25 protein-coding genes are annotated in these 25,728 nt (G+C 50.3%); 7 read left to right on the top strand and 18 right to left on the bottom strand.

Translation table 11 applies throughout. The features are described 5' to 3' along the window. Nucleotides 1–5 precede the first annotated feature (5 nt). From IV04_RS04430 to flhD, 8 genes are all read right to left on the bottom strand, one after another. Nucleotides 6–1,055 (bottom strand): chemotaxis response regulator protein-glutamate methylesterase, encoded by a 1,050-nt coding sequence (locus IV04_RS04430; protein WP_037395761.1) that lies wholly within the window; start codon nucleotides 1,053–1,055, stop codon nucleotides 6–8. Next, nucleotides 1,055–1,927: a protein-glutamate O-methyltransferase CheR gene (gene cheR / locus IV04_RS04425; RefSeq protein ID WP_037395763.1), complete on the bottom strand. Its 873-nt coding sequence runs from the start codon at nucleotides 1,925–1,927 to the stop codon at nucleotides 1,055–1,057. Before cheR ends, IV04_RS04430 begins: the two co-directional genes overlap by 1 nt. 50 nt (nucleotides 1,928–1,977) lie before the next feature. Then, entirely contained in the window at nucleotides 1,978–2,478 is a 501-nt protein-coding gene (gene cheW / locus IV04_RS04420; RefSeq protein WP_037395765.1) for a chemotaxis protein CheW, read from the bottom strand. A 42-nt stretch (nucleotides 2,479–2,520) separates the two neighbouring features. Further along, complete coding sequence (gene cheA, locus IV04_RS04415; protein ID WP_037395767.1) at nucleotides 2,521–4,455, bottom strand: chemotaxis protein CheA; 1,935 nt, start codon at nucleotides 4,453–4,455, stop codon at nucleotides 2,521–2,523. A 3-nt stretch (nucleotides 4,456–4,458) separates the two neighbouring features. After that, nucleotides 4,459–5,343 carry a flagellar motor protein MotB gene (gene motB / locus IV04_RS04410; RefSeq protein WP_051916660.1) on the bottom strand — a complete coding sequence of 295 codons (885 nt, stop codon included), beginning with the start codon at nucleotides 5,341–5,343 and terminating at the stop codon, nucleotides 4,459–4,461. Further along, a complete protein-coding gene (gene motA, locus IV04_RS04405) occupies nucleotides 5,340–6,230 on the bottom strand; it encodes a flagellar motor stator protein MotA (protein WP_037395769.1) in 891 nt (296 codons plus the stop codon). Before motA ends, motB begins: the two co-directional genes overlap by 4 nt. A gap of 149 nt (nucleotides 6,231–6,379) precedes the next feature. Further along, complete coding sequence (gene flhC / locus IV04_RS04400; RefSeq protein WP_037395771.1) at nucleotides 6,380–6,961, bottom strand: flagellar transcriptional regulator FlhC; 582 nt, start codon at nucleotides 6,959–6,961, stop codon at nucleotides 6,380–6,382. A 2-nt stretch (nucleotides 6,962–6,963) separates the two neighbouring features. Next, a complete protein-coding gene (gene flhD, locus IV04_RS04395) occupies nucleotides 6,964–7,314 on the bottom strand; it encodes a flagellar transcriptional regulator FlhD (protein ID WP_037395773.1) in 351 nt (116 codons plus the stop codon). Between the two features lie 1,517 nt (nucleotides 7,315–8,831). Between flhD and ydgT the strand changes: the two genes are divergently transcribed. After that, nucleotides 8,832–9,047, top strand: a complete 216-nt coding sequence (gene ydgT, locus IV04_RS04390) for a transcription modulator YdgT (protein WP_037395775.1) — start codon at nucleotides 8,832–8,834, stop codon at nucleotides 9,045–9,047. A gap of 151 nt (nucleotides 9,048–9,198) precedes the next feature. Beyond that, nucleotides 9,199–9,618, top strand: a complete 420-nt coding sequence (gene uspC / locus IV04_RS04385; protein WP_037395777.1) for a universal stress protein UspC — start codon at nucleotides 9,199–9,201, stop codon at nucleotides 9,616–9,618. A gap of 193 nt (nucleotides 9,619–9,811) precedes the next feature. Here the strand turns inward: uspC and kynA are convergent, their stop codons facing one another. Continuing rightward, nucleotides 9,812–10,654: a tryptophan 2,3-dioxygenase gene (gene kynA, locus IV04_RS04380; RefSeq protein WP_037395779.1), complete on the bottom strand. Its 843-nt coding sequence runs from the start codon at nucleotides 10,652–10,654 to the stop codon at nucleotides 9,812–9,814. Nucleotides 10,655–10,828: 174 nt separating this feature from the next. Beyond that, a complete protein-coding gene (locus IV04_RS04375; RefSeq protein WP_037395781.1) occupies nucleotides 10,829–11,362 on the bottom strand; it encodes a cytochrome b in 534 nt (177 codons plus the stop codon). Between the two features lie 199 nt (nucleotides 11,363–11,561). Here IV04_RS04375 and IV04_RS04370 point away from each other — a divergent pair, with 199 nt between their 5' ends. Both IV04_RS04370 and IV04_RS04365 read left to right on the top strand, forming a co-directional pair. Then, nucleotides 11,562–12,158 (top strand): hypothetical protein, encoded by a 597-nt coding sequence (locus IV04_RS04370; protein WP_037395783.1) that lies wholly within the window; start codon nucleotides 11,562–11,564, stop codon nucleotides 12,156–12,158. Nucleotides 12,159–12,160: 2 nt separating this feature from the next. Continuing rightward, complete coding sequence (locus tag IV04_RS04365) at nucleotides 12,161–12,934, top strand: DUF3307 domain-containing protein (RefSeq protein ID WP_037395785.1); 774 nt, start codon at nucleotides 12,161–12,163, stop codon at nucleotides 12,932–12,934. Here IV04_RS04365 and mgtA read toward each other — a convergent pair. The 3 genes from mgtA to IV04_RS04350 all read right to left on the bottom strand — a co-directional run bounded on the left by mgtA (nucleotide 12,929) and on the right by IV04_RS04350 (nucleotide 17,899). Continuing rightward, nucleotides 12,929–15,628: a magnesium-translocating P-type ATPase gene (gene mgtA, locus IV04_RS04360; protein WP_037395787.1), complete on the bottom strand. Its 2,700-nt coding sequence runs from the start codon at nucleotides 15,626–15,628 to the stop codon at nucleotides 12,929–12,931. The two genes, IV04_RS04365 and mgtA, sit on opposite strands and share 6 nt — an antisense overlap. Before the next feature lie 264 nt (nucleotides 15,629–15,892). After that, nucleotides 15,893–16,591 (bottom strand): MgtC family protein, encoded by a 699-nt coding sequence (locus IV04_RS04355; RefSeq protein WP_037395789.1) that lies wholly within the window; start codon nucleotides 16,589–16,591, stop codon nucleotides 15,893–15,895. Nucleotides 16,592–17,023: 432 nt separating this feature from the next. Then, nucleotides 17,024–17,899, bottom strand: a complete 876-nt coding sequence (locus IV04_RS04350; RefSeq protein ID WP_037395791.1) for a LysR substrate-binding domain-containing protein — start codon at nucleotides 17,897–17,899, stop codon at nucleotides 17,024–17,026. A gap of 100 nt (nucleotides 17,900–17,999) precedes the next feature. Between IV04_RS04350 and IV04_RS04345 the strand changes: the two genes are divergently transcribed. Continuing rightward, complete coding sequence (locus tag IV04_RS04345) at nucleotides 18,000–19,415, top strand: pyridoxal-dependent decarboxylase (RefSeq protein ID WP_037395792.1); 1,416 nt, start codon at nucleotides 18,000–18,002, stop codon at nucleotides 19,413–19,415. A 676-nt stretch (nucleotides 19,416–20,091) separates the two neighbouring features. Then, a complete protein-coding gene (gene rcsA, locus IV04_RS04340; RefSeq protein WP_037395795.1) occupies nucleotides 20,092–20,721 on the top strand; it encodes a transcriptional regulator RcsA in 630 nt (209 codons plus the stop codon). A gap of 158 nt (nucleotides 20,722–20,879) precedes the next feature. Here rcsA and dsrB read toward each other — a convergent pair whose 3' ends face one another. Next, nucleotides 20,880–21,080 carry a protein DsrB gene (gene dsrB, locus IV04_RS04335; protein WP_037395797.1) on the bottom strand — a complete coding sequence of 67 codons (201 nt, stop codon included), beginning with the start codon at nucleotides 21,078–21,080 and terminating at the stop codon, nucleotides 20,880–20,882. A gap of 113 nt (nucleotides 21,081–21,193) precedes the next feature. Further along, nucleotides 21,194–21,406 carry a transcription antiterminator/RNA stability regulator CspE gene (gene cspE / locus IV04_RS04330; protein ID WP_004946278.1) on the bottom strand — a complete coding sequence of 71 codons (213 nt, stop codon included), beginning with the start codon at nucleotides 21,404–21,406 and terminating at the stop codon, nucleotides 21,194–21,196. Nucleotides 21,407–21,765: 359 nt separating this feature from the next. Here cspE and IV04_RS04325 point away from each other — a divergent pair, with 359 nt between their 5' ends. Beyond that, entirely contained in the window at nucleotides 21,766–22,743 is a 978-nt protein-coding gene (locus IV04_RS04325) for an NAD(P)H-quinone oxidoreductase (protein WP_037395799.1), read from the top strand. Nucleotides 22,744–22,941: 198 nt separating this feature from the next. Here the strand turns inward: IV04_RS04325 and IV04_RS04320 are convergent, their stop codons facing one another. The 3 genes from IV04_RS04320 to paaZ form a co-directional block, all read right to left on the bottom strand. Next, the gene (locus tag IV04_RS04320; protein WP_037395801.1) at nucleotides 22,942–23,190 is read right to left on the bottom strand and encodes a GlsB/YeaQ/YmgE family stress response membrane protein; all 249 of its coding nucleotides are present in this window, start codon (nucleotides 23,188–23,190) and stop codon (nucleotides 22,942–22,944) included. Nucleotides 23,191–23,228: 38 nt separating this feature from the next. Further along, nucleotides 23,229–23,351: a hypothetical protein gene (locus IV04_RS27015; RefSeq protein ID WP_255351715.1), complete on the bottom strand. Its 123-nt coding sequence runs from the start codon at nucleotides 23,349–23,351 to the stop codon at nucleotides 23,229–23,231. 240 nt (nucleotides 23,352–23,591) lie between these two features. Further along, nucleotides 23,592–25,667, bottom strand: coding sequence for a phenylacetic acid degradation bifunctional protein PaaZ (paaZ, locus tag IV04_RS04315; protein ID WP_037395803.1), 2,076 nt, complete (start codon nucleotides 25,665–25,667; stop codon nucleotides 23,592–23,594). Nucleotides 25,668–25,728 lie beyond the last annotated feature (61 nt).

The following is a 25,728-nucleotide window of genomic DNA, read 5'->3' as shown; positions in this document are numbered from 1 at the left end:
TTCACTCAGATGCGCAGCGCCTGACCACCGGCGATTTGCGCCAACATACGCTGGCTCATGCGATCCAACTCCACCACTTCACTGACTCCCCCGCTGGCGATCGCCTCACGCGGCATACCAAACACCACGCAACTGGACTCGCTTTGCGCCAGGGTAGAGGCTCCGGCACGGTGCATTGCGAGCAGCCCTGCTGCGCCATCATTGCCCATGCCGGTGAGGATCACCCCCAGCGCATTGCGCCCGGCGAACTGCGCCACCGAGTGGAACAGCACATCCACCGAAGGCCGATGGCGGTTGACCGGTGGGCCATCGTGCAACCGGATTTGATAGTTGGCCCCGCTGCGCACCAACTCCAGATGGCGATCGCCCGGTGCGATATACGCATGGCCCGGCAGCACCCGTTCGCCGTTTTCTGCCTCTTTCACTGTGATCTGGCACAGTTTGTTAAGCCGCTCGGCAAACGAGCGGGTAAACCCCGGCGGCATATGCTGGGTGATCAGCAACGCCGGGCTATTCGCCGGTAACGGCTGCAATACCTGGCGGATGGCTTCGGTACCGCCGGTTGATGCGCCAATCGCAATCAGCTTTTCACTGCTGAGCAAAGGCGTATGGCTGAGGATCTCCGGTGTTGGGGTTATCGGGCGCAGCGGCAAGCGCGCCTTGGCCGCCATACGGATTTTCTCGGCAATCAGTTCGCTGTATGCCAGCATGCCTTCGCGGATCCCCAACTGGGGTTTGGTGACGAAATCAATCGCCCCCAACTCCAGCGCACGCAAGGTAATTTCCGAGCCTTTGCCGGTCAGCGATGACACCATCACCACCGGCATCGGGCGCAAACGCATCAGTTTTTCAAGAAAATCCAACCCGTCCATGCGCGGCATTTCGACATCCAGCGTCAGCACCTGCGGGTTAAACTGTTTGATCAGATCGCGCGCCACCAGCGGATCCGGTGCGGTCGCGACCATTTCCATATCGGCATGGCTGTTGACAATTTCAGTCATGATCTGCCGCATCAAGGCTGAATCATCTACGCTTAATACGCTGATTTTGTTCATTACCTCTCCTTGGCCAGGCCATAGACGGTCTGCCCACGCAAGTAGAAATCCTGGCTAAGCTGGCTGAAATTCTCAGAATGCCCGGCAAACAGTAACCCTCCCGGTTTCAGCAACGGCACAAAGCGGCGCAAAATGCGCTCCTGAGTTGCTTTATCGAAATAGATCATGACGTTGCGGCAAAAAATAGTGTCGAACTGCCCGGGAAGTTCCCACTCCATGGCCAGTAAATTGAGCGGCTGGAAATGCACCTGTGCCACCAATTCTGGCCGCACCCGTACCAAGCCATGATGCGGCCCGGTGCCGCGCAGGAAATAACGCTGCCGCTGCTCCGGCGTGAGGGTCCGCAGATCCTCCTGGCGGTACACTCCCGCTTCGGCCTTCTCCAGCACCTGGGTATCAATATCGCTGGCCCACACCAGCGTACCGGTGGCTCGTCGCCCCAAGGTTTCATTCAGGGTCATGGCGATCGAATAAGGTTCCTCCCCGGTAGAAGCAGCGGTGCTCCACACGCTGTAACCGTCTGGCCGTGAACGCGCATGTTCCGCCAGAATAGGGAAATGGTGCGCCTCGCGGAAAAATGCCGTCAGGTTGGTGGTCAGGGCATTGATAAACGCCTGCCATTCGGCGCTGTTAGGATCGCTTTCCAGCAGGGCCAGGTAATCGCCAAAGCTGGGCAGATCAAGCATTCGCAGGCGGCGGACCAGACGGTTGTAAACCATCTCGCGTTTGTGTTCCGCCAGCACGATACCCGCACGCTGGTATATCAACTGGCTGATGCGCCGGAAATGCACGTCCGATAGCGGCAACCGTTGCACCATCTGTGCCAGTATCGAGGTGGGTTCCCGGTTTGACACTGAAACTGTATTTTTCATACCCGATTACCTGGGGAATTGATGCCGTTATAAAAATATTTCGACGGTGTTTAGGCGCTTTTCGCCACATTATCCATCAGTGACATTTCTTCGCTGCTCAGCAGTTTTTCGATATCCACCAGGATCAGCATCCGTTCACCCAATGCGCCCAAACCGGTGAGATATTCCGTGGCTAGCGTTACCGCAAACTCGGGGGCTGGGCGGATCTGTTCGGTGGTCAGCGACAGCACGTCGGAGACTCCATCAACCACAATCCCCACCACTCGTTGACCAAAATTCAGCACGATTACCACGGTGTTTTCGTCATAAGACACCCCTTGCTGGGCGAACTTCACGCGCAGATCGACAATCGGCACAATCACACCGCGCAAATTAGTCACGCCTTTAATAAACGCCGGGGTATTGGCGATGCGAGTAACCTGATCGTAACCACGGATCTCCTGCACCTTGAGGATATCAATGCCGTACTCTTCATTTCCCAAGGTAAAAATCAGGAACTCCTGACCTACCGTTTCACCCGCCAGTTTGCCGACGGTTGCCAGTCCTGTCATATGACCCCCTTTGATGAACTCGGATTATTTTGGGCATAGTCGCTATGCGGCCACGTCGGTCAGATGCTGTTCACGGTTCAACGTTTGCAGCGCCGACACGTCCACAATCAGCGCAACGCTGCCATCCCCCAGGATCGTGGCGGCAGAGATCCCCGGGATTTTGCGGTAATTACTTTCCAGATTTTTCACCACCACCTGATGTTGACCTATCAGTTGGTCCACCAGCAGCGCATAACGGCGGCCAGCGCTCTGCAGGATCACTACAATCCCCTGCGTGGCATCGCTTTTGGCTCCGGCTACGTCAAATATGCGGTACAGTTCCACCAACGGCAGATATTCGCCGCGCACCTGCAACACGCGCTCACCACCGGCTAACGGGTGTAAATCTTCTGCCTGCGGTTGCAGCGATTCCATCACCGCGTTCAATGGCAGAATAAACACTTCTTCATTCACCTTGACCGACATGCCGTCAAGGATCGCCAGCGTCAGCGGCAGCAGGATACGCACTGCGCTGCCCTTACCGGCCTGCGAGTGAATCTCAACGTGGCCGCCCATTTCCTGAATATTCCTTTTCACCACGTCCATCCCCACTCCACGGCCAGAAACATCGGTCACCAGTTCAGCGGTGGAGAAACCCGGTGCGAAGATCAGCATGCCCACTTCGTCGTCACTCATGCTGTCGCTCACTGGCAAACCTTGTGAGGCGGCTTTCGCCAAAATTTTCTGGCGATTCAGGCCAGCGCCATCGTCGATCACTTCAATGCAGATATTGCCCCCCTGATGTTCAGCCGACAGGATCAGATTGCCCACTTCGGGCTTGCCTGCCGCCACGCGCGTCGCCGGTTCTTCAATGCCGTGGTCCAGGCTGTTGCGCACCAGGTGGGTCAACGGGTCGATAATGCGTTCAATCAGGCTTTTATCCAATTCGGTGGAACTGCCGCGCAGCGTCAGCTCTACCTGTTTATCCAGCTTGCTGGCCAGATCGCGCACCAGACGCGGGAAACGGCTGAAGACATATTCCATCGGCATCATGCGGATCGACATCACCGACTCCTGCAAATCGCGGGCGTTGCGTGCCAACTGGCTCATGCTGTTGAGCAGTTCGCCATGATTGACCGGATCCAGCGAGCCAGAGCGCTGCGCCAGCATTGACTGGGTGATCACCAGTTCGCCCACCAGATTGATCAGTTGATCAACCTTTTCAACCGCCACGCGAATACTGCTCGATTCGTTGGCTTTGGCACGCGCTTTGGGTGCCTCCGCCACAGGAGTAATAGGAGCCACTGCAGCAGGGGGAGCATCCGGCTGGCGGGCTTGTGCTGGCCTGCTGAACGCGATCTGTTCTGGTTCCAGCACAAAACACAGTACCGCACTGATAGCGTCTTCGCTGGCGGAGGTCAGCAGCGTCACTGCCAGGCTAGTTTCGCTCTGCTGTGGGCTCTGCACGTCCCCGAGATTGCCCAACTCTTCCAGCAGCAATGGAATCTCACTTGGCTTCAGGCCGCTCAGGCAGATACGCACGCCCTCTTCGATCGCCACAGGCTCCAGGGTTGTGGTCTCTTCAACCTGCTCCGCTGCAGGCTGTTGCGTTTCCAAAGCCAGTTGCCGCAACGCCTGACAGATGTACTCAAAGCTCGCGTTATCAGGTAGTTGCGACGTTTTATATGCGCCCAGTTGATCCTGCATAATGTCTTTGGTTTCCAGAAACAGGTTGATAATCTCGGTGCTCAGGCGCATTTCCTGACGCCGGGCACCGTCCAGCAGATTCTCCAGCAGGTGGGTGGTTTCCTGCAGGACGGAGAAACCGAAGGTGGCCGCGCCGCCTTTAATCGAGTGCGCAGCACGAAAAATCGCATTCATCGGTTCAACATCTGGGGCCAAGGGATCCAGCTTCAGCAGGTGCTGCTCCATATCCGCGAGCAGTTCGTCTGCTTCATCAAAAAATGTCTGATAAAAAGCGCTTATATCCATGCTCACGGTTCACCTCGGCTGTGGGTCAATAAATTCGGTGGGGTGGCTGATCTCCATCGCTTTACCTTCCGCATTTTCATGCTCTATGTCCTGTTGAGTCTCCTTGTTCAGGACCAGGATCGTGATGCGCCGGTTGATCGCATCCTCAGCACCCTGCACTTTCAGGCTCATGGTCGATGCCATACCGACAACGCGCAGCACTTTACCTTCGGCCAAACCACCAGCGAGCAACTCACGCCGTGAGGCATTGGCACGATCGGCAGAAAGCTCCCAGTTGCTGTAATAACGCTCGCCGGTCGCATAGGGCAGATCATCGGTATGGCCCGAAAGGCTGATGCTGTTGGGCAGATCGTTCAGAATCGGGGCCATGGCGCGCAGAATATCGCGCATGTGGCTTTCCACCTGTGCACTACCGGTCTTGAACATGGGCCGGTTCTGGCTGTCGATAATCTGAATACGCAACCCTTCATTCATCATGTCGATCAGCAAATGTGGGCGCAGAGCTTTCAGGCGCGGTTCAGACTCGATCAGTTCATCCAGCTTTTCGCGCAGCTTGTTCAAACGCTGCTTCTCAGCCTTGATTTCAGGAGAATCCACCGCTTTTTGCACCAACCCTTGCTGCTGAGTGGGATCGTCACCCCCACCGGGGATCAGGCTGCTCTCTGCGCTGCTTTTGTTACCGCCGCTCAAGGCCACTTTCAGCGGCGTGCGGAAATATTCGGCGATCTGCGTCAACTCCTGCGGGCTGGCAATCGCCAACAGCCACATCACCAGAAAAAAGGCCATCATTGCCGTCATAAAATCGGCGTAGGCGATTTTCCAAGAACCACCATGATGAGCGGCATGTTGGGCTTTGCGCTTTTTGACCAGAATAATCGGGTGATTCTGTTTCATGCGTCCTGATCTTCCGTCTCTTGTGGCGCAGGCGCTTTCACCCGGCGCACGTGTTCCTCCAGTTCCACAAAAGAGGGGCGCTCGGTGGTGTAGAGCGTTTTACGACCAAATTCGACCGCAATCTGCGGGGCATAACCGTTCAGGCTCGACAATAAGGTCACCTTGATGCACTGCATCATTTTGGTGGTTTCCGCGCTTTTCTGGCGCAACAGCGTCGCCAGCGGCGAGATAAATCCATAGGCCAGCAAAATGCCGAGAAAGGTTCCTACCATGGCGTTGGCGATCAGTGCGCCCAACTCAGCGGCGGGACGATCGGCAGAGGCCAAAGCATGAACCACCCCCATGACGGCAGCAACAATGCCAAAAGCCGGTAACGAGTCCCCCACCATCGCCAGGCTGCCCGCAGGCACTTCGCTTTCCTGCTCAAAGGTTTCAATCTCTTCATCCATCAACGCTTCAATTTCGAATGCATTCATGTTGCCGCTCACCATCAGCCGTAAATAGTCGGTAATAAATTCCACCAGATGTTTATCGGCAAGGATGCGCGGATAATTAGAGAAGATTTCACTTTCCTGCGGATTATCGATATCAAACTCGAGGGATAACATGCCCTGTTGACGGGATTTGGCCAGCAGGCGATACAGCAACGCCATCAGGTCCATATAAAGATTTTTGTTGTATTTTGAGCGGCGCATCAGTTTAGGCATGGCACGCAGCGTGGATTTGATCGCTTTACCGTTGTTACCGACGATAAACGCCCCCAGGCCGGCCCCGCCGATAATCAGGAATTCTGCTGGCTGATAAAGGGCACCCAGATGGCCGCCAACCGTTAAATAGCCACCAAACACAGCCCCCAAGACCACGAGATAACCCAGGATAACTAACACACGGATTCCTTACGTTCACAGGACAGAAAGTGGGGTCAGCGCGAAGGAAAAACACAGACGCAGCACGGGCCATTCCATGGCCATCGTGTACCGGGTTCCAGTACTTCAGTATTGGTTTTTACTTTCCGTAAGTCTGCGTTGCTGCAGGCTCAGACCGCGCGTTTAATCTGCTCGTCCAGCAGTTGAGGAGTAATATCGGCTGGTTGCGAAAAAGGTTTACGCTTTTTTACTGCACGGGAAGGAGGTTGGCACAAACTGCAGACAAAGTTGTTAACGGGTTGATAGGCATGGGTAATGAAGGTGCCGTTACAACAATTACAGGCCGAAAGTTGCAGCATGCCGCTGTCAACAAAGCGCACCAGCGTCCAGGCACGGGTCAAAGCCAGCAGCGGTGCTTCGCCCGGTTGCTGCGGGCACTGCTCCAGATACAGGCGATAGGCCTTGATCACCACGTCTACCCCCCGACATTGCCCACTTTTCAACAGGAACTGATAGGCGTTGTAAAACATTGATGAGTGGATATTTTGTTCCCAGATCATAAACCAGTCAGTCGAGAACGGCAGCATACCTTTAGGCGGTGGGCTGCCACGTAGCTCCTTGTAAAGTTTGATCAAACGCCCACGGCTGAGCTGTGTTTCGCTTTCCAGCATCTGCAGACGCGCCCCCAACGTGATCAACTCCATAGCGAGTTGAATGTCTCTAGCTTCTTGAACAATACTTTTATCGCTCATAGTCAGGCTCTTTTCTTCGTCGAGTTACCGTTTTTAGCCGATAACCCTTGCAGTAGATGGCTTGATAGCAAAATCCCTGTATGGATTTGTTGTAAATCATCCACCCGGGACTCTTTGGTCAGGCGCTCTATCGTATTGTGATCCTTGAAACGAAAATGGCAGACCAATTGATTAGTTTCTGCCAATTTAACCATTTGCGGCAACGTGAGTTGCGACAGCGCATCGGCCATTGTTTCATCAATCCCTAGGCGGAACATTGCAGACGCCTTCTCATCATTTATTAGGCGCTGCGCTAAAAGTAAATATGACAGGTTGATATCATAAACATGTTTAAGCAATTCAGATGTACCCATATTTTCCATCCCGACAAACTATGTTTAAAAACACACGTAGGGCGATAAACTTATCGCCCATGGTTTGGGTTTATTCCCGCATCTGGCAAACGGAACTCTTCATGCTTGCCGCGATAACATTACGGCATGACTCAATTAAGATTACTGCTCAGTATGGATATCGTTTAAAACAAAATGCACAGATATAGAGCAGTTCAGTTTTCAAAGCATTTTCGCCCTGAAATCATTTTACAATTTGATAAGATTATTCTGATCAACAATATCACTCTACCTCTGAACCTTTAGCATACACAACGTAAGCCACGGGTTATTTAAAAAAAAATGCAATATACATCACAAAAATAAAAAATTCTCGAGTCAAACGCTAACGTTTATGGATGCTTTTTAATCAAATTTAGTTCAAAAACCAGGATTATGTTAGAAAATGTCTCAAAATTCGCATTTGTTTGCTAAAAAGCATCATTTTTGAAATAAGTTCATAGAAAAACTTTACCAAAGCCAAATAACCCTATAAACATTCTGATTTTCATAAAAAATCAAAATATAACAATGAACTATAGCGTGTAACTGGTTACAGTCTTAAAATGTAAACCTGATAAACTATAAGGTTTATTAATTCCAGACCAATTAAAAACCAGAAGATAAGATACCTCTTTAGCCCTTTTTAGAGGCTGAACCTTGCAAATCTAGCGCAAACCTGATTTCAACAAGAAAAAAATGGTAACAAAAAATTTCCATAAAAAGGAAAAGTACCATTAAAACACAAGAATAGTCACAGGATAAAAGGCCAGAGAATTTGATGGCTGATTATCATTCTTATATTCCAAACCCACACTTTCAATACATCTCATCTTTATTTCACCTTTAATAAAAAATACCCCATTAAAACTGCACAACCTCAACAATTCAATTGTCATGATATTTTTAATTTATTGCACCTTACCTCTATTTTCTTTATAAAAATATGTCAATGAAGTTAAATAAATCATTACCCTGACAGTCAGGAATAATTATTGCCATTCGTATACGCCCCCCAACACAAAGGCCGCGTCTCTTTTCCAAGATTATTTTCTAGAGAAAAAAAGATGTGCTTTCCTATAAGCCCTTGCAGAAGAAGTCATCAGACCAGATACAGCTTTCTGAACGATGTTACCGCAAAGCGGTTTCAACAACGGCTGTAAACAAAGCCCAGAAGCCAAGCCGCATGAGAGCAGGCTCCTCATCCATTGATTAATCTGGAACCAGCCAAAAGAAATAATCCTTTCAGCATTGACGTTCACACCTAAGATAAACCCTAATTAATGCTTTATACTCTCAGGAATATTGCCGATCAGACCTTAGCATATTATGATTCCCTGTGCGCTCGCGGCTGCATTAGCTTTATTTCTTTGTGCCGTGGGCTGTTCGTTTTTTCTTTGCCTATGTCTAGCGGCGCATCTCTGCTCACGGTTCTCACGTAAACAGGTGATGCTTTTATTTAATCAACTTAAAATCAATTTGCAGGCTACATTTCAATCATGACTCATACCATCGATTATCTGATGACATTTCGTAAATGTTCCAGTCTAGACAGCCTGGAAAAAGTCTACGACAAACTGAATTACTCCATCACCAGCGACAGTGAAATGAGTAGCATGTACCGCGCAGCCGATCATCGTCGTGCTGAATTGGTATCGGGGAAGCTGTTCGATCTAGGAAAAGTACCAAAGTCACTGTGGGCTCAGGTTCTTTAATCACGCTCTATTACGCGCGTTTCTTTTTTTATCTTTTATGGCGGATTGCCCTGCCAGGCTCAAGATTTACTGCCGCGCGTGATACGAAACACATTTATTGAACAACCAAAGCTCTACTCTTTTAGCCAATAATCAAGCTACAGGAGGGAACATGGGATACAACAACGTGTTAGTTGCGGTAGCTATGGCTACTGACAGTCACAAGTTGGTAGATAAAGCCGTTTCTATCGTGCGCCCCTACAACGGCCAAATCACATTGGTCAGCGTGATCGCCAATCCCGAAATCTACAATAACTTTGCTGGCCCCATGTTGGGCGATCTGCGCGCATTGATGGAAGAGGAAACGTTGCTCTTTATGGAAGAGTTACGGCAACACGCAGACTACCCCATCAGCAACACACAGATTATTCATGGCGAATTGGGTGACTGCCTGACCTATGCCAATCAGCAGCATCCCTTCGATCTGGTCATTTGTGGCAACCACAGTGACAGTATAATGAACAAGGTAGCCTGTTCCGCCGCGCGTTTTATTAATACCAGCAGTATCGATGTGTTGATTATTCCGCTGTAATGGATTGGCAATTGTTGCATTACTTTTAACACTTCAGCTTTATGGTTTATACACCAGACTTAAGTGACACCTTATTTTTTGATGAAAAATAAGCAAATTCAGGATCAAAGCCTCACCATGTGGGGCCGAAGGCTAGCAGGATGCTCAGGGCGCTTTTGCGCCCTCCTCGCACAGCCAATAGACTCCGTGGCGTTCATGCACCTATTTCGGTGCGTACATCTAACAACTCAGGGAAAAATGTCAGTTCTAACGCTTTTTTTAGAAAACTGACCCCACTGGAACCCCCAGTGCCTGATTTAAAACCAATAATACGCTCTACCGTTTTCATATGACGAAAACGCCATAAATGAAAGCTCTCTTCGATGTCCACCAGTTTTTCCGCCATCTCATAGGCTTCCCAATAAGTTTGGGGATTGTCGTAGATCTGTTTGAACACCGGTAACAGTTCTGGATTGCGCTGATAAGGCTGGGTCCAATCGCGTTCAACACAGGCTTGCGGAATAGAAAAGCCATGGCGGGAAAGGTAACGCAGGAATTCATCGTACAGGCTAGGAGCTTCCAAAAGCGTTTTTAGCGCAGTATGTTTTTCTGCATCAGCGTTAAATACCGCCAACATCGCCGCATTTTTGTTACCCAGCAAAAACTCAATGGAGCGATACTGATGGGATTGAAACCCCGAAGAATTACCCAGCACCCCACGGAACTCAACATACTCCGACGGTGTTAACGTCTCCAGCACCGCCCACTGCTCAAAGAGCAACCGCTGGATCTGCTTTACCCTGGCTAGAATTTTGAAACAATGGCTGAGCTTATCCTGCTGAACCAACCGCCGCGCGGCCTGTAATTCATGCAGCATCAGTTTCATCCATAATTCAGAGGTTTGATGCTGCACGATGAATAGCATCTCGTCATGATGCTGAGGATTAGACAGAGGCTGCTGGCAGAGCAGTATCTGATCCAGGCATAGATAGTCACCGTAGCTCATACGTTTAGAGAAATCGGTAACAATGCTGCCTTCTAATTCCCGCTGATTCATTTTCTCTCTCCCTGCGCCCCGAGGTGGGAAAACGCGTTGCTAGTTGGCAAAACGAGAGAAAACCATAGTCCATTTGCTTAACATGGGCGTAACAATCAGCGAAAAATGTCTTGCCGATCACATGTAAGTTTATCCCCGCAGGACAACACGACGCGCCATCCCCCTTGGATTACGTTATTTTTTACCCGGCATCATTCTGATCAAGGTGTTATCCAACATAATATAATGGTGGAACAGTGCTCCAACCGCATGAATACCTACAATAAAATAACCAACGTCCGCAACCAGCTCATGGATTTCTTTCAGGTTATGCTGCAAATCGGTATGCGGCAGACCCGCAACCGGCATCGGGTAAGAGAAGAATGACCAGGCTACGTTGCCATAATAAAGCGATAATCCCCCCAGCAATGGAAGGCAGATAAACATCAGGTAAAGAATGCCATGAGTCGCTTTAGCTAATCGAATCTGCCAGCGTGGAGGCGTGGGTATTATCTCAGGATCTTTATGAGCAAACTTGATGACGACACGTATTAACATCAAGATCAGGATCATAATCCCAAAGGTATAATGCAGCGTTGCCATCCACTCCCTGAGGTTGCTGCCCTTGGGAGTAATCCCTTTCAGCTCCATTACGGCATAGGTGATGACCACCAGAATAAAGATCGCCCAGTGGAAAAAAATCTGACTCGGTGCAAATTTCCGGCTCATGCTGCCCCTCTCAACGTCAATATTCTACCTACGCCTAATATAGCCCCGTTCAGCTAAATCAACATGTAAAGCCGATAAAAAGCTCTTCTGAGGCTCAGAACAACACATGCTTAAATTCGCATCCAGATACGAATATTTGACAAATTCGTATCTGGATGCGAACTTAAGATCAAGAATCACTCCCTGACCGACCGAGAACATGAAAGCACAAATCAGCGTAATTACCGGCGATTTAGTCAATTCGCAGCAAGGTGATACGGCCAGTTACATCACCTACCTCGATAATCTGCTAGCCAAACTGCAGCAAGCCAAGTGCTTGCGGCAATATGACATCTTTCGTGGTGACAGTTTCCAGATAGTCTCAAAGCCTGACCAAGGATTGTTTCTGGCAATATATATACGCATAGCACTGCGTGCGGCGGATGCCGCTCGTTGGGACGCGCGCCTTGGAATCGGCCTGGGTACCCAGCAGGCGAAAAGTACCGGTTATGGTAGCGCATTCCTCAATTCCGGCAACGCGCTGGATGGCATGGCAAAAAATTGCTATCTAGCTCTGAAAACCGACAAACAGAAAATCAACAGCATTGTCAGCGATCTGCTACCGATGTTAGATCATGTCGTTGGTCAACTGTCACAAACCGAAGCCAACATTGTCCAGACCAGAATGTTTACGGACACGAACAAAGACGTCGCAACCGTGTTACAGAAAGCCACCTCGACAATATCCGCCACTTTGAAACGGGCTGCTTTTGAGGAAATAATGCTATTTATCAAGGCGATAAACAGGATGACTTAATAATGGATTTAACCTATATACCCCTCTTATTCTGGATGCTGGTCGTTCATTTTATTGCCGACTTTCCCTTGCAACCACTCAGTTGGGTGAAGGATAAAATTCTAAATCGCAGCCGTTCACGCTTTCTGTTGTTGCATGCACTAGTACAAGGCACACTGACCGCCTTGGTCATTGCCTTATTCAGTGTGCTGCATGACGGATTATCGTTGACTGATATATGGGTTGCTTTGCTGCTAATCAGTACCAGCCATTATTTCATCGATTTGATGAAGGTGACTTACTTTACCCGTATGAGCCAGGTGAGCAGCCTTTTACTCGACCAGACTTTACACGTGGCTGTTATCGTCTTTCTGTGGCTGTATCTCAGCCCCGATCCAGGCACATTCCTGCATGCCACATGGCAGCAGATTTCTGGCAGGCAACTCAGCCTGCTGGTATTAGCCTATCTGCTGATTTACATGCCAATGGGCATTCTGATTGGGCAATTACTGGCTCATTGGGCACCACAGATGCCGCTCAGTGCCAAAGCAGAAAATGATTCTCTACTACGCGCAGGTAAGCAGATTGGTTATCTGGAAAGAACGTTAATTCTGACGTTTGTCCTGATCGGCCAAATACCGGCTATCGGTTTTCTGCTGGCAGCAAAATCAATTTTTCGTTTTGGCGATCTGCGGCAAACGGGGGACAAAATGCGTACCGAGTATGTTCTGCTCGGTACGCTGTTTTCTTTTACGCTGACCATTATGCTAGGTCTGCTGGTGAAAAGAGTGTTATAGCCACTCCCCGAAGCGGCGAATGTAGAAACGCTTCATCAACTGTGCCACGACACAGTAGCTAACCAACGTTGCGGCTAACCAAGGGAAGTATTCCCAAGGCAACGGTTGCAACCCAACCCAAGCCCCAAGCGGTGAGAATGGAATATAAATGCCGAGCGCCATGATAAGCCCGGTGGTCAACAATACCGGTAATGCCGCCGTGCTCTGAATAAACGGAATTTTTTGAGTACGCAACATATGTACTACCAGCGTTTGTGATAGCAGCCCTTCAATAAACCAGCCTGACTGGAACAAGGCCTGATGTTCCACACTATTCGCAGCAAATACGAACCACATCAGCGCATAGGTCGTGATATCAAAAATGGAAGAGGTTGGCCCGATCCACAGCATAAAGCGACCAATGTTCTTGGCATCCCACTTGCGTGGCTTGCGCAGAAACTCTTTGTCCATCTTGTCCCACGGCAGTGACAGTTGAGAGATGTCATACATCAGATTCTGCAACAGCAAATGGATCGCCAGCATCGGCAAGAAAGGAATAAAAGCACTGGCGACCAGCACCGAGAACACGTTGCCGAAGTTGGAACTGGCTGTCATATTCAGGTATTTGATGATGTTCCCGAAAGTTTCGCGCCCTTTGAGCACACCTTCTTCCAGTACCATCAGGTTTTTTTCCAACAAGATAATGTCGGCTGACTCTTTGGCAATGTCGGTGCCGGTATCAACAGAAATCCCCACGTCAGCATCACGCAGCGCTGGCGCGTCGTTGATCCCATCCCCCAGGAAACCGACGGTATGGCCGTTAGCCTGTAACATCTTCAACACGCGTGATTTCTGCAGCGGTGTCAGTTTAGTGAAGACCGTACGCTGTTCTACTTCGCGTGCCAGTTGAACATCGTCCATCAGTTCGATGTCTGCACCAGAAAGCGGTTCCCCGGGTTCCAGGCCGACATCACGGCAAATTTTACAGGTGATCACCGGGTTATCGCCGGTTAGCACTTTTACCGCTACGCCGTTTTCCTGCAGTGCTGCGATAGCTTCCTGAGCACTTTCTTTTGGCGGATCGAGAAACGTCAATAACCCTTCGATCACCAGATCTCGCTCATCCGCCACACTGAGTGGCAACTGACAGCCTTCCAGCCCCAGATCGCGCGTGGCCAACACCAGCACGCGGAAACCATCTTCGTTATATTGACAGGCCAAGGCTTGCAGCGCAGCGCGGCGCTCATCGTCGATCTCCAGTACCTGCTGCCCTTCACGCACGTGGGTAGCGATTTCCAGCATCTCTTCCACCGCCCCCTTGCAGATCAGCAATTGACGCTGGTTTTCGTCCTTCACAACAATCGACAAACGGCGGCGCACAAAGTCAAAAGGCAGTTCGTCCACCTTGCTGTAACGCCCGAGTGCTTCAACGCCCGGTTTACCACGCCCAAAGCGGATCACGGCCTGATCCATCAGGTTTTTCATCCCGCTTTGATGGAAACTGTTCAGCCAGGCCAGATGCAGTACGTGACTATCTTGGTTACCATTTATATCCAGATGATGCTCAAGGATGATTCGATCCTGCGTCAATGTGCCGGTTTTATCGGTACAGAGTACATCCATCGCACCAAAGTTCTGGATTGCATTCAGGCGTTTAACCACTACCTTACGGCGCGCCATCGCGATCGCGCCTTTCGCCAGGTTAGAGCTGACAATCATTGGCAGCATTTCTGGCGTCAGGCCAACGGCCACCGCCAACGCAAACAGCGCGGCTTCTGACCAGTCTCCTTTCGTGAAACCGTTAATCAGTAAAACGATAGGCACCATGACCAGCATAAAACGGATCAGCAACCAACTGACGCTGTTTACCCCGCGATCAAATGCAGTTTGCGAGCGTGAGCCAACGATCGATTTAGCCAGAGAACCGAAATAGGTACGGCCACCGGTTGCAACCACCACTGCCGATGCGGTGCCGCTGGCAACGTTGGTCCCCATCAGGCAAATGTTTGACAGTTCGAGCAACTCACTTTCGCTGGAAGCATCGATTTCGGTCGACTTCTGGCTGATATTACCCAGCGCATCGTATTTCTCGATCGGGATCGCCTCACCAGTCAAAATAGCCTGGCTGATAAACAGATCGCGGGAACTCAGTAACCGCACATCCGCAGGCACCATATCCCCTGCAGAAAGCTGGATAATATCGCCCGGCACCAACTCACGAATGGGGATTTCTACCGCCTGTGCCTGGGTGCTGAAACTGCTGCGACGTAATACCGTTGCGGTAGTGCGCACCATCGATTTCAATGATTCTGCAGCCTTGTTAGTGCGGTATTCCTGCCAAAAACGCAGTAAGCCACTCAGAGTCACCATCACCAGAATAATGATCACGCCGGTAAGCTCAGTTTCTTCACCGTGCCGGGCAGGTAGCCAATAGTCGGTAAAGAAACTGATCCCCGCCAGCACCATCAAGACAAATATAAACGGGTTATTAAATGCGCTGACTAATTGAACCAACGCATGTGGAGCTTTCTCGTGAGCAACCTGATTGGTGCCGAAATGCTGTAAGCGTTCCTGTGCATCTTCCTGGGTTAATCCAACGCGGCTGCAGTTCAAATTTGCCAGCGTCTGATCGAGGCTATTCTTGGCCTCAAGAGCAATGATATAGGGCTCGCGGCTTTTATCACGGCGGTGTGTTTTTTCTTTAATATAGGTCATAACGCTATTCTCTTATTTTACTCTATGCACGGCATGCCCCACCCGAATTAACAGATGAATTGGCACAGAGTGGAATTTACTGAATTACGCTCGCCACAACTCAAGTTACCAGCACATTAACTGTACCCACTTGCAACTTGGATTATGTAGAGTATTGCGTTGTTAACGCCATTATTATCGCTCTAACAACGCTGAATAATAAAAACTCTGGGGTGCTCGTCCATGACGGCTCCTTATCACCAAGCTGGTGAATGTTGGTAATAATTAAACGGGTAATTCGGAAGCTACACGCCAATAAACCGCACTGACGCTTCTTTCCAAACTGACTCGGCAGACAATATTTTCAATCTCTCTCTGTGCTACCGGGTTGGCGATAATTTCAGCGCAAACTTCTAACTGGCCGGGAATAGCGATATCAGCACTGCGTAGCGATTGCAAACGTAAGGCTACGCCATTCAACGCCTGCAGAATTAACGTGCGTACCAAGATTTCATCCTGCTCTCCGCAGGTCACCAGAATACGGTAGCGTGTTTCCAGATCGACCGCTTGTTGCTGTGGCTGCAGGTTAATACGCTGCGCAGCTTCTCGCAGCAGAATATTGGCACACAAAATAACCAACGTCGCCAATACGGCTTCCCAATGTTGCCCCAACCCGCACAGCACGCCGATCGCTGCAGAACACCACAAGGTCGCTGCCGTATTCAGCCCACGGATATTGAGGCCTTCCCGCATAATGACACCTGCACCGAGGAAGCCGATCCCAGAAACAATTTGTGCAGCAATACGCCCGGCACTGTCAGGCTCGGTGGTAAACGAACTCAGGATAAATACTGCAGCCCCGGTTGCGACCAACGCATTGGTGCGCAAACCAGCCATACGTTGGCGCCATTGCCGTTCGGCACCAATAATTGCGCCCAAGCTCATCGCCAGTAATAAATTTAAAACAAAAGGAGTCATAGCCATGATCTTCCCCTTAATAAACACCAGGAGGGTGAATCATGTGCTTTTAAGCACACGCGAAACTGCGCTGACAATAAATCAGCGGGTTAGCGTTTTAGTGCCTGGAGGGAAAAGGCTGTGGCGATAAAATACCATAATAATATCCGAGTAAAATCTCCCAAAGCGATTAAGCTCCAGGTAAAACATCATATTCGGGGTGGCACAGCTCGGAATAACGTGTGAGGGGTGCTGCCCGCCGTGTTCGGCAAGCAACAAATCAAAAGGAGATCGGTCAGCTTGCCTTAATTATTTCGCTACTACTGCAACTGTCCAATGAGTTTTCTCCTTTGAGGTTTTGGTTGAAGTATAGTTATGTAAAATTATTAAGTAAAGAATAGTTTATTAAACGAATACTAAACTATACCCAAAATAATTCGAGTAGTTTATAAGCGGCACTCACCCCAATTGTTGTTGCAGCCAATGCAACAAAGTTTCAACAGCGGGTGTCAGGCCAGTGGCATGCGGCCACACCAGATAAATATCGTTATTCCCCAGATGTTGTGCCGGTGCCAATGGCACTAAGCGGCCCGCCGCAATCGAATCCCCTGCCAGCACCGTTTTCACCAAGGCAACACCAAAGCCCTGTTCCGCAGCACGAATCAACAGGCCCGCATCGTTAAACAGCGCTACCTGCTGACCACCACCGGTGTCCCCTTGTGCCTGGAACCAGGCACGCCAAGGCATAGCATCATGCTCCAGCAGCGGAACCGGAGCATCAACCATGCCAGAAAAGGCTCCCTGCCATTGCAAAGCCAGTTCTGGGGTGGCAACTGGAACCACCTCCCCTGTAGCAATGCGTTGTGCCTGCACACCGCTCCACACGCCATCCCCCATCCTGATTGCTGCATCAAACCCCTTGCGGGCTAAATCCTGCACCGCCAATGAAGCATCAATATCCAGCGCGATCCCTGAGCTAATGTGGTGAAACTCTGCCAAACGGGGTAATAACCAATAGTGAGCAAAAGAGGGTAATACGCTGATGCGCAGCACTTGGCTGGTCGCAATCCGTCTGACACGGTTGACACCTTGTTGTAAGGCTGACAAGGCGGGTTCAGCGACAGCCAGCAGTTCGCGCCCGGCAGCATTCAGCCGCACCCCACGGCCACTACGTTCAAACAACGGGCAACCTATGGCCTGTTCGAGTTGTTGAATCTGCTGGCTGACAGCACCATGAGTCAGATGCACCTGCTGTGCTGCCGCACGCAAGTTTTCTAAGCGTGCAGCAACAATAAAGGTCGGTAAAAAATGAATCGGCAGGCGATCGCTCATCATTGGTTAGCCTTACTATCACAAAAGGCTATTTTTCATCGATATCAGCGTAAATGCAAATTCTCTATGGTAGAGCCACTTACACCTGCGCCAAGGAAAAAACATGCACCCACGTTTACAGCAAGATCTCGATGATTTCCCTCGCATACTTGACCAGACCAACCTGTTGGCCCAAAAATTTCTTGCCGGGCTGGAACAGCGCTCAGTATGCCCACCGCTAGCTAAACAGCAGCTTAAAGCCGGAGATAATATCCTGGTGGAAGAAGGCTGCGGCGCTCTGGCCGCTTTAGAAGATTTCTGGCAACACTATGCCGCCGGATTCTCCAGCAGTGCCGGGCCACGCTACTTTGGTTTTGTTACCGGCGGTGGTACACCGGCAGCTTTAGCCGCCGACTGGCTGGTTAGTACAACCGACCAGAATAGCTTACTCAGCCATGACACTATTGCCGCAGCCCTCGAACTCGCCACGATTGAACAAATAAAAAGCCTCCTGAATCTGCCCGCTGATTTCAGCGGCAGCTTTGTCAGCGGCGCTACCATGGCAAACTTTGTCGGTATTGCAATTGGCCGCCAATGGCTTGGGCAACAACAAGGGATTGACGTATCACAGCAGGGGTTGGCAGCCCTGGGGCCCATTCAGGTGCTTTCAGCTAATGCCCACTCCAGCAGCCTGAAAGCCCTTAGCATGCTGGGGATCGGGCGCGACGCGCTGAAAGAGATTGCCCAGCAGCCTGGCTCAGAAGCCATCGACCTCACAGCCTTAGAACAGCACCTTGCCGCCACCCTTGGCAAACCTACGATCGTCTTGGCCAGCGCAGGGACGGTAAACACTGCCACCTTCGACGATTTGCCTGGTCTGTTGGCACTGCGCGAACGCTATCCCTTCTGGTTACATGTTGATGCCGCCTTCGGTGGCGTAGCGGCCTGTTCTCACCGCTATGAACACCTGGTGCAAGGTTGGCAACAGGCCGACTCAATCACCGTGGATGCTCATAAATGGATGAATGTTCCCTACGACAGCGCGATTCAATTCACCCGCCATTTAGCACTGCAAATGCAAGTGTTCCAGAACCATTCAGCTTACCTGGAAGCTCCAACCTTGCGCCCGGATAACTATCTTCACCTGACACCAGAGAACTCACGGCGTTTCCGAGCGCTACCATTATGGATGGCATTGAAAGCCTATGGACGCAACGGCATACGGGAGATCGTTGAACGTAATGTCATGCTGGCACACCGTTTGGGTGAGGGGCTATCCGCCAGCAAAGGCTTCCGTCTGCTGGCTGCCGTAAACCTGAACGTAGTGTGCTTCGCATTAACAGGGGTTGAGGGTGACGCAAAAACCGCTCGCGATCGTTTTCTCATGCGTTTGGATCAACACGGCGTGGTGCGCTGTACGCCTACCCAGTATAACGGTCAGCCGGGTATTCGCGCGGCTTTGGTAAATTGGATGACCGAAGAGCGGGATATCACTCTCGCACTGGCTTCACTGCACAGTTGTCGCCAAGAGGTCGCTTAATTCCCCGCCAAGGCAATGTGGCGCTGTTTCCACACTGCCTTGGCGGGCGCGTTTTGTCAGTTGTATGAAAGTGTTATCCTCTCAATCTTGCCGAATAGAACAGAGTAATCGATGTTTTTGTGCATCCAATGCCGAGGCCGGCCATAGGACATGTACAGAATCTCTACAGCCCACACCGCCCTTTCGCTCAAAAAAACAGCCATACAACTTAAAAAGTCAGAATTGTCATTATCAATGAGAGAAAATCATTGATATAATGAATTGATTTTAAACATCAAATCAGAATTTGTGATGTTAAGTAAATGAAATGTTGAGTAAAAAACAGGCAAAATTTAGGGGGAAGTTAAAATATGAATATTCCTTTAATAATCATCTCACTAACACAGAAATAATACTCATGATATATCAGGTAAATTTGATGGTGCCGATCTGGTCACTTGAGGGCAAGCGACTCTATTGCAGGCAGACATTCAACTATCCGCTATAATAAGTCAACTTAAGCTAAACTGATGGGTCAATAGGATTAAAAAATTTAGTCCGAAAAGGCGTTGAGTCGTATCTGTTTTATTGATAGAACTTTAAGTCCATAAAATGTAATTTTTTTGTACCTTTTAGCCTTAAAACTCGGGCTTTTCTTATTATTACTGTAGCAAAACAGGTTTAAGTGGGGGGTAAAATGCCAACAATTATTATGGATTCATGCAGTTACACAAAACTAGGACTCACTGATTATCTGACTTCACAGGGTATGAAAAAGCGTCATATTAGCGCAGTTACCGATATCGACAGCCTAGACGCAAAATGCACCAAGCTACAACCGAGTCTGGTTTTCTTAAACGAAGATTGCTTTATACATGAGGCTAATGCGACAGAAAGAATAAAACAGGTCATTTCTCAAAACCCTGCTACGTTATTCTTTATCTTCATGGCAATCACCAAAGTACATTTCGATAATTATTTATATGTACGCCAGAACGTCATCATCTCATCAAAGTCAATCAAGCCAGAAACAATGAGTGGGCTACTCGATAGCTGCCTTGAGAAGAAAATCACTCACCCTGAAAAAAACTCGTTCGACCAAACCCCGGTGACACTCAGCCAAACCGAGTCCAATATGCTACGCATGTGGATGTCTGGCCAAGGAACCATTCAGATCTCTGATCAGATGCAGATCAAAGCAAAAACGGTCTCTTCACATAAAGGCAATATCAAAAGAAAGATCAAAACACACAACAAACAGATTATTTATCATGTGGTTCGCCTAACCGACACCTTGACGAACGGCATCTTTGTTAACAACCGTTAACGCGGTCAATAGCACGCCCCTTCACCGATTCGTTTGTGAAGCAGTGCAACCACCTTACTGGACATCTTCTCCAGCAAAACTGAAATACCTGTTCGCATCAGCATGTTTTCTGCGGCGGGTATTCTCGTCTTTTCTAGCTACCTTTCTTGTTAAAACGCTTACTTCTTCTCTGAAGAGCGCTGTTCAACAAAAGTACCATCGCGGCTGTCGATCTCATTAAAGAACCATATCCCGGCAGGATAGTCCTCCAATGCCACCAGATACATTGTGCCCTCATTAAACACTTCCACCGCCAGAATCACCCCTTCGCGACGTGGGCCACCGTCAGTTTTAACCGTCACCAGATCGTTAACTTTCATAGATTGCCTCGTTTTGCAGAAGAAAACCCTCATCCCTCAATTCTGGTCAGCAAAGAATTGCAGACACAAAAAAACCCGCCTCGGCGGGTTTTTGTTAATCAGCACAAGGCCAATTAGATAGCGGTAACGTTAGCCGCTGACGGACCTTTAGCACCGTTCTCGATAGAGAACTGTACGTTCTGGCCTTCAGCCAGGGTCTTGAAACCTTGATCCTGGATTGCAGAGAAGTGTACGAATACATCTTTGCTGCCGTCTGCAGGAGTGATGAAACCAAAACCTTTAGATTCGTTGAACCACTTCACTTGACCTTTGATCATGTTAGACATGTCTAATTCCTTCAAAATTAAATTTAAGCCACCATGGGCATCTTATAGCCGGTCATCAGTTACTTATGGAGGCACTAGAAAGGAAATTCGTCAGAGAAGAGCTATCAAGGATAACGCTTTAAATTTGAACTACTTTACTCAAAATGTCGTGCATAAATAGGTCTGTACCACAGGCCGGGAATCATTAACTCATGCCTAGGGTTGAATAGCAACTCTTTTTGCCTCTGGAAAGCACAAACGTGTTTAAGCGCACAGTATTCCGCCGACTCAGGCGAAATTATCAACTCGATCTTGCCAGTTCTATCGTTATTGCGCTTAATGGCATACGGCTTAATTCTACCCAAAATAATTCAAACACTATGAAAGTCATCGAAATCGACCAACCTGGTGGGCCTGAAGTTCTGCTGCTGGCAGAACGCCCAACGCCTTCACTAGCCCAAGGGGAAATCCTGGTAAAAGTCGCCGCATCCGGCGTCAATCGCCCCGATGTCATGCAGCGTCGCGGTCTGTATGCGCCACCACCGGGCGCTTCAGATATTCCAGGGTTAGAGATTGCAGGAGAAGTGGTGGCTATTGGCGAGGGAGTGCAACGCTATGTACCAGGCGATCGGGTTTGTGCGTTGATCGCCGGGGGTGGCTATGCGCAATATTGCAAGGTACATGAGAGTAACGCGTTACCTGTACCGAAAGGGCTAAGTATGATCGAAGCCGCCGCCCTTCCAGAAACCTTCTTCACCGTTTGGGTGAACCTGTTTCAACGCGGCCATCTGCAAGCCGGGGAGACGGTACTGATTCATGGTGGGACTTCCGGGATTGGCACCGTGGCCACCATGTTGGCAAAAGCGTTTGGCGCTCGCGTTATAACAACAGTGGGTTCAGAGGAAAAACGCCAAGCCAGTTTAGATCTCGGGGCCGACGTGGCCATTAACTACCGTAATGAAGATTTCGTTGAGTGCACCAAGCAAGCCACCGATGGCAAAGGCGCGAACGTGATTGTCGATCTGATTGCGGGTGAGTATGTCGCCAAGAATTTTCAGGCGGCTGCAATGGATGGCCGCATCGTACAGATCGGCACTCAGCACGGCATCATTAAAGAACTGAACCTGATGCCATTGCTGCTTAAACGCCTCACCCATACTGGCTCAACGCTACGGGCCCGTAGCGTTGAAGACAAAGCACAAATTGCCGCTGAGCTGGAGCAGAAAGTGTGGCCGTTGCTGGAAAGCGGTGCGTTAAAACCACTGATCTTCCAAACGTTCCCGCTGGAGCAAGCGGCCCAGGCGCATGCACTGATGGAGTCCAGCGTGCATATTGGCAAGATTGTATTAACGCATTAAAAGAAAGGGTCGCCATAGCGACCCATTTCAGACTGCTGATAAAGCCTGTTATTAGGGGGAGCGTGCCGAAGGGGTCGTAGCGGCGTAAGCCGCCGGAGCGCCCCTCGGTGCGCTAGACCCGGGTATCTCGGGTTAAAAAGCCACTTTGTCATCAACCTCAAAGGGTCGCCATAGCGACCCATTTTAAGCAAGATTTGCTCAGCTTCTGACTTTTCTGTAGATAACCAGCACCACCAAAGCACCGACTACCGCAACTACAAAGCTGCCTAGGTTAAAGCCATCGACCCGGCCCATCCCGAAGAAAGTGCTGATATAGCCACCGACAACCGCACCTACGATCCCCAGGATAACGGTCATGATAAACCCGCCACCATCTTTACCTGGCAAAATCCACTTAGCCAGAATACCGGCGATTAAACCAAAAATGATCCAGGAAATGATGCCCATCTTTAACTCTCCCGATTTATCTTCTGACTAACAGAGACCTAACGCCAAGCCAACAACAGCACCGACACTACCCAACGATCGCTTTCATCAGCTACCCCAGCGAGCACCAGCTCCAAGCGGCCCATCAGCGGGGGACTGTCTGCAATAATTCGTATCTGCATGTTATTATTATAGTAAAAAAGCAGCGATTTACTCGTTTACAAACGGTCAATTTTACCTGAGCAAAATTTGTGCTAGTGTCATTATATTGTCACTCTTTGTCGGTAGAACGGGCTATACTTAGTCTATGCGATCTAGACTCCTCCGTGAGGTTCGCGCCATGAGCAACACATCTTTCATGATTTTTCTGGTTCTGGTATATGTACTGGCCGCAGTATGGGATGGCTCAGCTGCCTTACTGTTTATGTAAGTCTCTCCGGCAAGTCCCCTTCCTGCCGCGCCACCAGCGTCAGAATACTGTATAGCGCCACTGCCTGCTGATGCTGGTTGAATACCTGTACGTCCCACACCACCACACCATGTGGACGATCTTCAGTGGTCTTCTGAGGCTTGCGAATTTTCTTCTTGCAGGTTAAGCGTACCTGAATGGTGTCACCTATCTTCACCGGTTCGATAAAGCGCAGGTTTTCCATACCGTAGTTGGCAATCACTGGCCCGACGCCAGGATCGACAAACAGCCCTGCCGCCGCTGATACCACAAAATAGCCATGCGCCACCCGCTCGCCAAACAACGATTCTGCGGCACCAATCTTATCCATGTGCGCATAGAAATGATCGCCACTCAGGCAGGCGAAATTCACGAGGTCAGCTTCGGTTACGGTGCGGCGTGCTGTCAGCAGGCTTTCACCGATCTGCAATTGCTCGAAGTATTTACGGAATGGATGCACCTGCTCTTCAATCACCGTAGCACCACGTACCCATTCACGGCCAATCGCCGCCAACATGGCTGGGCTGCCCTGAATCGCCGTGCGCTGCATATAGTGTTTCACCGCACGCAAACCGCCCAGTTCCTCGCCACCGCCTGCACGCCCTGGGCCACCATGCACCAACAACGGCAACGGTGAACCATGGCCGGTAGACTCTGCCGCAGCATGACGATCCAACACCAGCATGCGGCCATGCGCGCAGGCCGTGGCGCGGATAAAACGGGTAGCCAGCGCTTCATCGGCGGTAATCAACGAGCCCGCCAGGCTCCCCTGCCCCAACAAGGCCAGTTCAATGGCCTGCTGGGTATTCTGATAAGGCATCAGCGTCGCCACCGGGCCAAACGCCTCGGTGCCATGCACCGCCTTATGGCTGAAAGGCTCGGCGCAATACAGCAAGGTGATCGGGTAAAACGCTCCTTCCTGCGCACGCTCACCAGCAATAGCCAGCTTATCCAATGACGCGCCGCACAGTGCCTCACAGCCGTTTTGCAGCAAAAATGCCACCTTCTGTTGCACATCGTCGCGTTGCTCCTGATTAACCAACGCCCCCATCCGCACCTGCTCCAATTGCGGATCGCCAATCTGCACGCCCGCCAAGCGCTGCAGCAGCGCCTGTTGCACCTCCGCGATACGCGCTGCGGGTACGATAATGCGCCGGATAGCGGTACATTTCTGCCCGGCTTTGCTGGTCATCTCGCGGCAGACTTCTTTGATAAACAGCGCAAACTCCGGCATATCTGGCGTGACATCCTCCCCCAGCACACAGCAGTTGAGCGAGTCGGCCTCCATGGTGAACGCGATGGATTTTTCCAGCAACCTTGGGTGAGAGCGCAGCTTTTGCCCGGTTTGCGTTGAACCGGTGAATGTTACCGCGTCCTGATAGTCAAGATGCTCAAACATATCGCCAATGCCGCCGCAGATCAGTTGTAACGCCCCTTTCGGCACCAGCCCGCTGTCAATCATCAGCTTCACCATCGCTTGGGTCAGTTGTGCCGTTGCGGTAGCAGGTTTGATGATCGCAGGCATTCCCGCCAGCCAGGTAGGGGCCAGTTTTTCCAGCATGCCCCAGCAGGGGAAGTTAAACGCGTTGATATGCAACGCGACACCTGGGCGCGAGGTCAATACGTGCCGTGCAGCAAACTGCCCCTGTTTGGAAAGCGGGATGGGTTCATCTTCCGGCCACAAGGTATCGTCCGGTAATTCTCGCCCTGCCAGCCCCGCATAAGAGAACAGCGTTGCGATCCCCCCTTCAATATCTACCCAGCTATCGTTGCGCGTGGCACCGGTCTGGTAGGAAACCTCATACAGCTCCTCCTTGTGGGCCAGCAGATGCTTAGCGACCGCTTTCATCATCTGCGCACGTTGCTGGAAGGTCATCTGTGCCAGCGTCTTGCCCCCTGTTTCACGCGCATAATCCAGACTGGCAGCCAACGCTAGCCCATCAGAACACACCTGATACAGCGGTTCTCCGGTAACAGCATGATGGATTGCACGGGCCTGGCCTTGGCCGTACACCCAGCGGCCAGAGAGATAACTGTATAACTGCTGCATTGGCTCCTCCAAAAATCACAAATAGACACCATGAAGATTAATTATGTATCACATATTTTTC

Source organism: Serratia sp. Ag1 (genome assembly GCF_000743355.1).
In the GTDB taxonomy this organism is placed as follows: domain Bacteria; phylum Pseudomonadota; class Gammaproteobacteria; order Enterobacterales; family Enterobacteriaceae; genus Chania.
Note: the sequence above shows the minus strand (reverse complement) of the source record. Positions and strands in the feature narration are given on the sequence as shown.

Bases quoted from the DNA above. Each gene is read 5' to 3' on its own strand.
- IV04_RS04430 (WP_037395761.1), bottom strand. From the start codon at position 1,055: ATGAACAAAATCAGCGTATTAAGCGTAGATGATTCAGCCTTGATGCGG.
- cheR (WP_037395763.1), bottom strand. From the start codon at position 1,927: ATGAAAAATACAGTTTCAGTGTCAAACCGGGAACCCACCTCGATACTG.
- cheW (WP_037395765.1), bottom strand. From the start codon at position 2,478: ATGACAGGACTGGCAACCGTCGGCAAACTGGCGGGTGAAACGGTAGGT.
- motB (WP_051916660.1), bottom strand. From the start codon at position 5,343: ATGAAACAGAATCACCCGATTATTCTGGTCAAAAAGCGCAAAGCCCAA.
- flhC (WP_037395771.1), bottom strand. From the start codon at position 6,961: ATGAGCGATAAAAGTATTGTTCAAGAAGCTAGAGACATTCAACTCGCT.
- flhD (WP_037395773.1), bottom strand. From the start codon at position 7,314: ATGGGTACATCTGAATTGCTTAAACATGTTTATGATATCAACCTGTCA.
- ydgT (WP_037395775.1), top strand. From the start codon at position 8,832: ATGACTCATACCATCGATTATCTGATGACATTTCGTAAATGTTCCAGT.
- uspC (WP_037395777.1), top strand. From the start codon at position 9,199: ATGGGATACAACAACGTGTTAGTTGCGGTAGCTATGGCTACTGACAGT.
- kynA (WP_037395779.1), bottom strand. From the start codon at position 10,654: ATGAATCAGCGGGAATTAGAAGGCAGCATTGTTACCGATTTCTCTAAA.
- IV04_RS04375 (WP_037395781.1), bottom strand. From the start codon at position 11,362: ATGAGCCGGAAATTTGCACCGAGTCAGATTTTTTTCCACTGGGCGATC.
- IV04_RS04370 (WP_037395783.1), top strand. From the start codon at position 11,562: ATGAAAGCACAAATCAGCGTAATTACCGGCGATTTAGTCAATTCGCAG.
- IV04_RS04365 (WP_037395785.1), top strand. From the start codon at position 12,161: ATGGATTTAACCTATATACCCCTCTTATTCTGGATGCTGGTCGTTCAT.
- mgtA (WP_037395787.1), bottom strand. From the start codon at position 15,628: ATGACCTATATTAAAGAAAAAACACACCGCCGTGATAAAAGCCGCGAG.
- IV04_RS04355 (WP_037395789.1), bottom strand. From the start codon at position 16,591: ATGGCTATGACTCCTTTTGTTTTAAATTTATTACTGGCGATGAGCTTG.
- IV04_RS04350 (WP_037395791.1), bottom strand. From the start codon at position 17,899: ATGATGAGCGATCGCCTGCCGATTCATTTTTTACCGACCTTTATTGTT.
- IV04_RS04345 (WP_037395792.1), top strand. From the start codon at position 18,000: ATGCACCCACGTTTACAGCAAGATCTCGATGATTTCCCTCGCATACTT.
- rcsA (WP_037395795.1), top strand. From the start codon at position 20,092: ATGCCAACAATTATTATGGATTCATGCAGTTACACAAAACTAGGACTC.
- dsrB (WP_037395797.1), bottom strand. From the start codon at position 21,080: ATGAAAGTTAACGATCTGGTGACGGTTAAAACTGACGGTGGCCCACGT.
- cspE (WP_004946278.1), bottom strand. From the start codon at position 21,406: ATGTCTAACATGATCAAAGGTCAAGTGAAGTGGTTCAACGAATCTAAA.
- IV04_RS04325 (WP_037395799.1), top strand. From the start codon at position 21,766: ATGAAAGTCATCGAAATCGACCAACCTGGTGGGCCTGAAGTTCTGCTG.
- IV04_RS04320 (WP_037395801.1), bottom strand. From the start codon at position 23,190: ATGGGCATCATTTCCTGGATCATTTTTGGTTTAATCGCCGGTATTCTG.
- IV04_RS27015 (WP_255351715.1), bottom strand. From the start codon at position 23,351: ATGCAGATACGAATTATTGCAGACAGTCCCCCGCTGATGGGCCGCTTG.
- paaZ (WP_037395803.1), bottom strand. From the start codon at position 25,667: ATGCAGCAGTTATACAGTTATCTCTCTGGCCGCTGGGTGTACGGCCAA.